This is a genomic window from Streptomyces fuscigenes, assembly GCF_021556455.1.
GTDB classification, from domain to species: Bacteria; Actinomycetota; Actinomycetes; order Streptomycetales; family Streptomycetaceae; genus Streptomyces; species Streptomyces fuscigenes.
This window is the reverse complement of record NZ_JAKGCV010000207.1, coordinates 1-9,682: the sequence shown is the minus strand read 5'-3', so window position 1 is coordinate 9,682 and position 9,682 is coordinate 1. Positions and strand designations below refer to the sequence as shown.

Sequence of the window (9,682 nt, the reverse complement as noted above, 5' to 3'; positions counted from 1 at the left end):
CTCGGCCGCCGCCGTCCCGGCGCCCGAGGGCCCGGGGAGCGTGCCGCCCGGGCCCGCGGACGCGAAAGGCGCGGCGCCCGGGGCCGGGCCGCGCCATCATGAACGCGAGGAGGTGCCGGTTCCCGCGGCCGGGCCGGGCGAGCGCTGACACCGCACATCCGGCATGATCACGGGCACGGCCGGACGCCGCCCCCGCGCGGGGCGGCGCCGCGCGTCCCGTACGGCACCACCCGCCGCAGGGGGCACGCGCGCCCCTTGCGGGCCCGCCCCGAGGACACCTGGACACCGGAGAGCAGATGACGACCGATCGCACCGCATCGCCCATCGACACGAGCACCCCGCACCCGGCGCGCGTGTACGACTACCTGCTCGGGGGCAAGGACAACTACCGCGTCGACAAGGAGATGGGCGAGCGGCTGCCGCCCGCCGTGTCCCAAGGCGCGCGCCACAACCGGGCGTTCATGCACCGCGCGCTGGCCTGGGTCGCCTCCCACGGCATCGGCCAGTACCTGGACATCGGCACCGGCATACCGACCGAGCCGAACCTGCACCAGATCGTCCAGCGCTCCGTGCCCGCCGCCCGCGTGGTGTACACGGACTACGACCCGATCGTGCTGCGCCACGCGGAGGCGCTGCTGGTCAGCCGGCCACCGGGGTTCACCGACTACATCCAGGCCGACGTGCGCGAGCCGGGACCGATCCTCGAACACGCGCGCGGCGTCCTCGACTTCGATCAGCCGATCTGCCTGTCGCTCATCGCCCTGATGCACTTCGTCACCGACGACCAGGACCCCTACGGCATCGTGCGCACCCTCGTCGACGCGATGCCTTCGGGCAGCTTCCTCGTCTTCTCGCACGGCACCTTCGACTTCCACGACGAGAACGACGCGTACACCTCCCGCATCGACTCGCGCTTCCGCACCCGCGCCGAGATCGAGGTGTTCCTGGAGGGCCTGGAACTGGTCGAGCCGGGCCTCGTCCCGGCACCGCGCTGGTACCAGGAGGAGCCGGCCCCGAAGGACGAGACCTCCGGCATCTACGCCGCGGTCGCCCGCATCCCCTGAGCCGGCCAGGCTCGGCCCCGGGAGCCGCCGGCTTCCGGGGCCCGGCCGGCTCCCCGGCCGCCGGCACCTCGGGCATCGGGCGTGCCCCCGCCGCCCGGCGAGGCGCGTCGCGGTCCTTCCAGAAAGGCCGACGAGACGCCAACTCGCCGTGAACGCACGGCGCGTGAGACCGGCGCGGCGCCTCCACGCGACGGAAAGTTTCTTTCAGGGTCCGTGGTGGTCGCCGCTTTCGCAGGTGTAGACCAACGGCGTGCGCTGAAACCTCTTCACATCCGCTTCCATCAGGCGCCACCCTTTCCGCATGCGACGCCCGCACCATGGGCAGCACGTGAGCGCACCGGAATCTCCCCCCACTTCTGGAGGCACTGATGGACTTCGCACGGACGTTCCGCCGCAGATCCGCCGCCCGCCGCGCACTCGCCTCGGCGGCCGGGACCCTCCTCGGCCTGGCGGGGCTCCTCGTCGCCGCGCCGGGCACAGCGGCCGCCGCACCGGCCCCCACCGCACCGTCCGCGCCCGCCGCGCACAACCCCGACCTCGACTGGATGGGCTCCACCGTCCGTGCCCACGAGGGCGGTTCGACGCCGCCGCCGTCCGGCCGCGCCGCGGGCCCGCTCGTCACCCAGACGCCCGGCATGGACGTCAGCCACTACCAGGGCACGATCAACTGGGCGTCCGCGTATGCAAACGGCGCCCGGTTCGTGTACATGAAGGCGACCGAGGGCACGACGTACCGCGACCCCAACTTCTCCGCGAACTACACCGGTTCCTACAACGCCGGGTTCATCCGCGGTTCCTACCACTTCGCCACGCCGAACAGCTCGACGGGCGCGGCGCAGGCGGACTACTTCGTCGCGCACGGCGGCGGCTGGTCGAAGGACGGCAAGACGCTGCCGCCGATGCTCGACATCGAATACGGCTCGACGTCCACCTGCTACGGCCTCAGCCAGTCCGCGATGGTCTCCTGGATCACGTCCTTCGTGAACGAGGTGCACGCCAAGACCACCCGCTGGCCCACCATCTACACGACCACCGACTGGTGGACGACGTGCACCGGCAACACCGCCGCCTTCTCGGCCAACGACCCGCTGTTCATCGCCCGTTACTCGTCGTCCGTCGGAACGCTCCCGGCCGGCTGGCCGTTCTACACGTTCTGGCAGTTCGCCGACTCCGGCACCTTCCCCGGCGACCAGGACCGCTTCAACGGGCCGCTCAGCGGCGTGCAGAACCTCGCCAACAACGTCTGACCGGCGCCGTGCCGGGCGGCCGCCCCTGGGCCGCCGCCCGGTCCGGGGGCTACCATCCCGGGGGCGGAGGCGGGCACGTCGTCCCCTCCGCCGGGCAGCCCCCGTCACCGGCCCCCCCGGAGTGTGCGTTCCATGCCCCAGCGCCGTCCCGCCCCCGCCTGGCTCGCCGACGCGGTGATCTACCAGATCTATCCGCAGAGCTTCGCCGACTCCGACGGGGACGGCATCGGGGACCTCCCCGGCATCACCTCCCGGCTCGACCACCTGGCGTGGCTGGGCGTCAACACCGTCTGGATCAGCCCGTTCTTCGCCTCGGAGTTCGGCGACGGCGGCTACGACATCACCGACCACCTGAGGGTGGCGCCCCGCTACGGCACCGACGACGACGCCCTGGCCCTCGTCGAGGCGGCCCGCGAACGGGGCATCCGGGTCATGCTCGACCTCGTCCCCGGGCACACCTCGCACCTGCACCCGTGGTTCCGGCACTCGGCGGCCACACCGGGCGACGACCGGTACATCTGGTCCGAGCGACTCGCTCCGCCCACGGGGGAGTGGGTCCCCAACCTCGGCGGCCGCGGCGGGTACTACCGGACGAACTTCTACCCCATCCAGCCCGCACTCAACTACGGCTACGCCCGGCCGGATCCGGGCGAGCCCTGGCGGCAGCCGGTCGACGCGCCGGGACCCACCGCCAACCGGCAGGCGCTGCGGGACATCATGACCCACTGGTTCGAGCGCGGTGTGTCGGGCTTCCGCGTCGACATGGCGGCCTCCCTCGTCAAGGACGACCCCGGGCACGAGGCCACGTCCGCGCTGTGGGGGGAGATGCGCGACTGGCTCGACACCGCCTACCCGGACCGGGTGCTGCTGTCGGAGTGGGGCGACCCGAAGACGTCGGTGCCGGCGGGCGTGCACGCGGACTTCTTCCTCCACTTCCAGGGCCTCGCCCTGCGCTCGCTGTGGGACAACGGGACGGGCAGCCAGGGCGCGTGGGAGCACCTGGACGCCTGCTACTTCGATCCCGAGGGGCGCGGCGGCATGGGCCGCTTCCTGGCCGCGTGGAGCGAGGCGGACGCCGCCGTCGCGGGGCGGGGGCACGTCGCGCTGCCCACCGCGAACCACGACTTCTCGCGCCTCGTGTGCGGGCCGCGCACCCGCGAGCAGGCGGGACCGGCCTTCGCCTTCCAGCTCACCTGGCCGTCCCTGCCGGTGATCTACTACGGCGACGAGATCGGCATGCGCTACCTGCCGGGCCTGCCCGACACCGAGGGCTCCCAGCTCGGCGGCGAGGCGCGGCAGGGCTCACGCACGCCCATGCAGTGGGACGACGGGCCGTCCGCGGGGTTCTCGTCCGCGGCCCCCGAGGACCTCTACCTGCCGCTGGACCCCGCCCCGGACCGGCCGAGCGTCGCCGCCGCCCGCGCCGACGAGCGCTCCCTCCTGCACCAGGTGCGCGCGCTGATCGCGCTGCGCGCGCAGAACGAGGCCCTCGGGGCGGGGACGGGCGTCCGGGTCCTGCACGACGGCTATCCGCTGGTGTACCTGCGGGGCGGCACGCACGTCGTCGTCGTCAACCCGCGCCGGGAGCCCGCCACCTGGACCCGCACGGCCGACCTCGGCGAGGGGCCGCTGCTGCCGTTGCTCACCCGGGGTGTCGAGGCCGGGGCCGACACGGTCACGGCCGCGGGGCACGCGTACGCCGTCTACGCACTGCCCCTGGGCTCCTGACGGCGGCACACCGCCCGCGGCGCGGCCGTCCGAGGAGCGCCGGGGCCGGGCCCGCCGGGGCGGCGGCGCGGCCGGACGCGGCGCTCAGTGGCGGTGCCGGGTGGGGACGAGAGCCGTCGTGACGGTCATGGGCCCGTCGGTGACCGCGATCAGCCGCACCGGCATGTGCGGGCCCCGCGCCACCGCGTACAGGCCGTGTGGCGGCCGCAGCACGTACGAGGCCGACGCGTGGGGGCCGAGCGCCGGCGGGCCGGAGCGGATCGGCCACCAGGGCGAGGCGCCCTGCCCCGTGCGGCTCGCGAAGTGCGGTGTCAGCCGCGCGCCGGTGGTGTTCACGGCCCGCACCGCGAGCGAGGTGATCCCGTGCCGGGAGCCCTCGGTGAACCGCGGGGTCAGCGTCATGCGCAGCGGTGGCGGGCTCGCCGCGGCCACCGTCGCGCACAGGGCGGCCGGCAGCACGAGCCCCACCGCGACGGCGGCGCGCACCCGGCGCCCCGCCAGCGGGCGCGGCAGCGCCGGCTGCCACGCGGTGGCGAGCGCGGCCGTCGGCACGGTGACGGCGGCTGCCAGCCACAGGGGCGTCATCAGCAGGTAGTAGCCGTCCTGCGAGCGGGTCGCGAGGTAGAAGGGCAGCCAGGGCAGGACGGTCAGCGCGGGGCCGAGCCTGCGCACGAACAGGGCCAGCGCGGCCAGCAGGCCGAGCAGCAGCAGGAGGCTCGCATACGAGTAGAAGTCCAGCCGCCCGCTGCCCGACGTGAAGTAGTACGAGATGCCCATCAGGCCCTGACCGTGCAGGATGGCGCCCTGGGTGAACGGCAGCAGCATCCCCCCGAGCCAGGCCCGGGGTCCCTGGAGGGCCACGTAGGCGTTGAGCACCAGACACGTCAGCGCGGCGACCCCGGCGTAGCGGGCGGTCACGGCCCTCGCCGACCGCGCCGCCCCGGGCACCGGGTCGCCCCGCCGCACCGCGTGAATGCCGACGAGGAGGAACGGCGCGAAGGCCCAGGCGAGTTGTTGCGCCGCGCAGGCGGCCCCCAGGCAGCAGGCGCGCAGCAGCCCCCGGCGGCCGAGCCTGCCCCCGGCCCCCGTGTCCTGCCAGCGCACCACCACCGGCACGAGCAGCGCGAACGCGACCAGCGCCGGATACCCGGCCCGCGCGTAGTGCGGCAGCAGCCCGAACCCCAGGCAGACCGCGGTCGCCGCCGAGCGCCACGGCGCGGGCAGCAGCCGCCACAGTGCGAGCGTGCCCGCGACGAGGGCCGCAGTCGTCACCAGGGTGGCGGCGGCCGTCGAGTGCACGACCAGCCGCACCGGAGCGGTGAGCAGTGCGGCGAGCGGAGGGTAGGCGTACGTGTAGTCGCCGCCGCCGGACATCGTCCGCGTCAGGCCGACGCGCGGCAGCTCGAACAGCCAGGGCCAGGGGCTGCCGTAGACGGGTCTGCCGTGCACGATCTCGCTCGCGGCCTGCGCGGTCAGCACGCCCTCGTCCGTGCCCCCGTGGTCGAGCCAGTAGGCGCACACCGCAAGCGCCAGGGCGACGCCGAGCACCGCGGCGTCCACCCGCCCGAGCGCACGGCGCCCGGTGACGCACAGGGACAGCACCCCGCACACGAGGATCCCGGCGTAACCGGCGGAGATGACAGCGGCGACGGGCGGGTCGTAGTGGATCGCCCGGGTCCAGGCGTCCCGGGTGCCGATGAAGAGGCTGACCGTCGCGAGCACCGTCAGGACGCGCTGCCACTGCGGCGGCGCCCGTCCGGCGCCGCCCCCGCGAGGAGCCGGAACCGCGTCCGCCCCGGCCGGGGCGTGCCGGTTCCCTCCGCCCGAACGGGCATGGTGTCGTCCACGGCGGCTTCCTTCGCGGGTGCGGGCGGGCGGATGACGTGCTGGTCCCACGGGCTGCGGGCAGGCGGGCGGCCGGCGCCTGCTCCCGCGCACCGGAGCAGGAGCGTAGGCGCGCCCGGCTCCCGCATCCGGCAGGCCGGGCCGCAACCTCACCCGCCGTGCCGACGGCCGGTGGAGTGGCCCCGGGGGCTCGGGCGGACGGGATTCGGGCGGGCCGGCGGGGCGCGCGCCCGTGCCGCGACCGGCGGCCGACTTTCGACTACAGTGTTGTAGACGGAAGTGGGCCGCGCCCGGCCGTCTCCCGCGACCCGGGCTGCCGGTCCCGGAGCGTGAGGGGCCCGGGCGGCCCGTCATGCCCGTCCCCCGACGAGAAGCCGCGAGCCGCCGTGCCGGCCGCCCCCTGATGAGAAGGTGCGCACCCATGGCCCCACTGCCGTTCGCCGCGACCCAGCTCGCCGTGAACCTCCTCGACGCCCGCTCGCTGCTCTCCGCCTTCGGCGTGCTGGGCATCGCCCTGGTGATGTTCGCCGAGACCGGGCTGCTCGTCGGGTTCTTCCTGCCGGGCGACTCGCTCCTGTTCACGGCGGGTCTGCTGTGCGCCGGTACGGCCGGCCACGGCGCGGCGCTGTCGCTGCCGGGCGTGCTGGCGGCCTCGGTGGCGGGGGCGCTCGCGGGGGCACAGGTCGGCTACGTGCTGGGGCGGCGCGGCGGCCGGGCCCTGCTGGAACGCAGCCGCTCGGCCCGGCTGCGGGAGGGCGCGGCGCGGGCCGAGGAGCTGCTCGGCCGCTACGGGCACGCCAAGGCCGTCGTCCTGGCGCGCTTCATCCCCGTCGTGCGCACCGTGCTCAACCCCCTCGCGGGCGTCCTCGGGGTGCCGCCGCGCGTCTTCGCCTTCTGGCAGGCCGCGGGCGGGGTGGTGTGGGCCGCGGGGCTCGTGGTCGCGGGATACGTCCTGGGCGCGTCCGTCCCGAACGTGGACCGCTACCTGCTGCCGATCATCGCCCTGATCGTCGCCGTCTCCCTGCTGCCCCTCGCCCTCGAACTGCTGAGGTCCCGCAGGCGCGCGGCACGCGGCGAGGGCGCGAACTGACGGTCTCCCGCGGGCGGTGACGCCTCCGGCGGGTGCCGGCGGTTGCGGGCGGGCCGAGAGGCGGCCCCGAGCGGGCCGGGGCGGCCGCCCGCCCGAACTGTCGAACACCCGTCCGCCCGGACGCCCGCCCGCCCGAGCCGCCGGACGCCCGTTCGCCCGGCGGCTCAGCGCGCCGGGCCGCCCCCGCTGCCGCCCCCGCTGTCGCTGCCGTCGCGGCCGGTCCCGGCTCCCGCCGTCCCCGGCGGGCGCAGCGTGAAGCTCTGCCCGCGGAACTCCGCCACGACGGTGCCGTCGGCGGGCCGCAGCACCGTCACGTCGTACACCCCGTTGCGACCCGAACGGGTGCGCTCGGCGGCCTCCGCGACCAGCTCGTCGCCCGGGCGCGCCGGGCTGAGGAACGCGACCTGGGCCGACTGGGCCACCGTCGCCGGGCCGTGGGTGTTGCAGGCGAACGCGAACGCCGCGTCGGCGAGCAGGAACAGGAACCCGCCGTGCGCCGTGCCGTGCCCGTTCACCATCGTCCCGGTCAGGCGCATCGCCACGCGCGCCCGCCCCGGAGCCGCGTCGAGCAGCGCGATGCCGAGCATGGCGCACGTGCCGTCGCGTGCGTGCAGTTCCTCGGCCCGGCGCCGGGCCGCGAGTGCGCCTTCCGCCCCCGTCCCGTCCGGGCCACTGCCGGCGGACGGCGCCCCGCCCGGCCCGCCGGCGCCGGGCCCGGCGCCCGCCCTTCCCGTCGCCGTCACGCCGCGAGCCTGCTCAGCAGCTCCTCGGCGAGCGGTCCCGAGGACGCCGGGTTCTGACCGGTGAGCAGGTTGCGGTCCGTCACGACGAACGGCGCCCACGGCTCGCCCTCCCGGAAGTCGGCGCCGATCGCGACGAGCCGGTCCTGCAGCAGCCACGCGGCCCGCTCGGCGAGGCCCGCCTGCGTCTCCTCGGCGTTGGTGAAGCCGGTGAGCCGGTAGCCGGAGAACACGTTGCCGCCGTCCCCGGTCGTCGCCGCGAGCAGCGAGGCCGGAGCGTGGCAGACCACGCCGAGCGGCCTGCCGGAGGCGAGGGCGCGCGCGAGCAGCCGCCCGGAGTCCGGGTTCACGGCGAGGTCCTCCATCGGGCCGTGGCCACCCGGGTAGAACACCGCCGCGTACGCGTCGGGATCGGCGTCCTCCAGGGCGATCGGGTGCCGCAGCTCCTCGAACGCCGCCAGCCCCGCGGCGATCCGGTCGGCGCCCTCCTGACCGCCGTTGGCGCCGGGGGCCAGGCTCGCGCGGTCGACCGTCGGCACGACGCCGCCCGGCGTGGCCACGGTCACCCGGTGCCCGGCCCGCGTGAACACCTCGTACGGGGTGACGGCCTCCTCCGCCCAGAAGCCCGTCGGGTGCCTGGTGCCGTCGGCCAGCGTCCAGTGGTCGGCGCCCGTCATCACGAAAAGGATCTCTGCCATGCCGCTCATCTCCTGGGGGAGGGGTGGTTCGTCCGGCGGGCCGGGGCGGGCCGGCGTCCCGCCCCGGCGGTGGCGGCGGGCCGCCCGGATGATCGTCCCGGCGTGCTCCCGACGGTAGGCCGTCGCGCCCCGCGGTCCAAACGGCGCTGTCCCGACACCCCGGGCGGCACGTGGCCGCGCCGCGGCGCCCGGCTGCTCGTAGGGTCGTCGCAGGACGTGCGCCCGGCTGCGGGCGGGCGACGATCGCGCGGGCGTGGATACGGCGGGTGCGCGGGGTAGGTGCTGCACCGGGCGGCGGACGGCACGCCGCCCGCCTGCCGCGCCCGCCCGGCGGAGCGCGGGTCTCGGACAGACGCGGAAAGGGACGGACAGTGAAGTACGGCATCTCCACCTTCATCACGGACCAGGGCATCGGCCCCGTCGCCCTCGGCAGGGCGCTGGAGGAGCGGGGCTTCGACATGCTGCTCGTCGCCGAGCACTCGCACATCCCCGTGGAACGGCGCTCACCGTGGCCGGGCGGGGGCGAACTGCCGCAGAAGTACTACCGGACGCTCGACCCGTTCGTCGCCCTCACCGCGGCCGCGGTCGCCACCGAGCGGCTCCTCGTCGGCACGGGTGTCGCCCTGCTGGCGCAGCGGGATCCCATCCACACGGCGAAGGAGGTGGCCTCCCTCGACGTGGTCGCGGGCGGGCGGGCCGTCTTCGGCGTGGGCGTGGGCTGGAACCGCGAGGAGATGGAGAACCACGGCACCGACCCCACGGTGCGCGGCCGGCTGGTCGACGAACGGCTCGCCGTGCTGCGCTCCCTGTGGACGGAGGAGACCACCGAGTTCCACGGCGAGTTCATCGACCTCGATCCCGTCTACTGCTGGCCCAAGCCGGTCCGCGCCCCCCACCCGCCGATCTACGTGGGCGGCGGCGAACGGGCGTTCGGGCGCGTGGCGAAGTTCGGCGACGCCTGGCTCGCCAACGGGGTCCCGCCCAAGGATCTCGGGCCCCAGATGCGGCGGCTGAACGACCTCGCGGGCCGCGAGGTCCCCGTGACCGTCTTCGACGCGACCCACAAGCCGGAGGACGTGGCCGCCTACGCCGAACTCGGCGTGCACCGGCTGCTGTTCGAGCTGCCCACCGAGCGGGAGGCGGACACGCTGCGCGTCCTGGACAGCATGGCGGCGGTGGCGGCGCTCAGCAGCTGAGCCCGCGTCGGGGCGGGAGCCTCGGGCCGCCCGGGCCCGGGGCGCGCGGCCCCGGGCGGCCCGAGGCCGCGGGA

8 protein-coding genes are annotated in these 9,682 nt (G+C 75.7%); 5 read left to right on the top strand and 3 right to left on the bottom strand.

Annotated features, from left to right (window positions below; genetic code table 11):
* The first annotated feature begins 296 nt into the window (after positions 1-296).
* The 3 genes from L1885_RS17245 to L1885_RS17235 all read left to right on the top strand — a co-directional run bounded on the left by L1885_RS17245 (position 297) and on the right by L1885_RS17235 (position 4,039).
* Positions 297-1,064, top strand: coding sequence for an SAM-dependent methyltransferase (locus L1885_RS17245; RefSeq protein ID WP_235798015.1), 768 nt, complete (start codon positions 297-299; stop codon positions 1,062-1,064).
* Between the two features lie 368 nt (positions 1,065-1,432).
* On the top strand, positions 1,433-2,311 hold the full coding sequence (locus L1885_RS17240) for a GH25 family lysozyme (RefSeq protein ID WP_235798014.1): 879 nt from the start codon (positions 1,433-1,435) through the stop codon (positions 2,309-2,311).
* 132 nt (positions 2,312-2,443) lie between these two features.
* Entirely contained in the window at positions 2,444-4,039 is a 1,596-nt protein-coding gene (locus L1885_RS17235; protein ID WP_235798013.1) for an alpha-amylase family glycosyl hydrolase, read from the top strand.
* Positions 4,040-4,123: 84 nt separating this feature from the next.
* On the opposite strand, the gene L1885_RS17230 is transcribed toward L1885_RS17235, so the two are convergent.
* Positions 4,124-5,761, bottom strand: coding sequence for a hypothetical protein (locus tag L1885_RS17230; protein WP_308117338.1), 1,638 nt, complete (start codon positions 5,759-5,761; stop codon positions 4,124-4,126).
* 544 nt (positions 5,762-6,305) lie between these two features.
* On the opposite strand from L1885_RS17230, the gene L1885_RS17225 reads away from it, so the two are divergent.
* The gene (locus L1885_RS17225; RefSeq protein WP_235798012.1) at positions 6,306-6,974 is read left to right on the top strand and encodes a DedA family protein; all 669 of its coding nucleotides are present in this window, start codon (positions 6,306-6,308) and stop codon (positions 6,972-6,974) included.
* Positions 6,975-7,138: 164 nt separating this feature from the next.
* Here L1885_RS17225 and paaI read toward each other — a convergent pair whose 3' ends face one another.
* The gene (gene paaI / locus L1885_RS17220) at positions 7,139-7,717 is read right to left on the bottom strand and encodes a hydroxyphenylacetyl-CoA thioesterase PaaI (RefSeq protein ID WP_308117337.1); all 579 of its coding nucleotides are present in this window, start codon (positions 7,715-7,717) and stop codon (positions 7,139-7,141) included.
* On the bottom strand, positions 7,714-8,412 hold the full coding sequence (locus tag L1885_RS17215) for a type 1 glutamine amidotransferase domain-containing protein (RefSeq protein ID WP_235798011.1): 699 nt from the start codon (positions 8,410-8,412) through the stop codon (positions 7,714-7,716). Before L1885_RS17215 ends, paaI begins: the two co-directional genes overlap by 4 nt.
* Positions 8,413-8,783: 371 nt before the next feature.
* On the opposite strand from L1885_RS17215, the gene L1885_RS17210 reads away from it, so the two are divergent.
* Positions 8,784-9,608 carry an LLM class F420-dependent oxidoreductase gene (locus tag L1885_RS17210; protein ID WP_235798010.1) on the top strand — a complete coding sequence of 275 codons (825 nt, stop codon included), beginning with the start codon at positions 8,784-8,786 and terminating at the stop codon, positions 9,606-9,608.
* Positions 9,609-9,682: the final 74 nt, after the last annotated feature.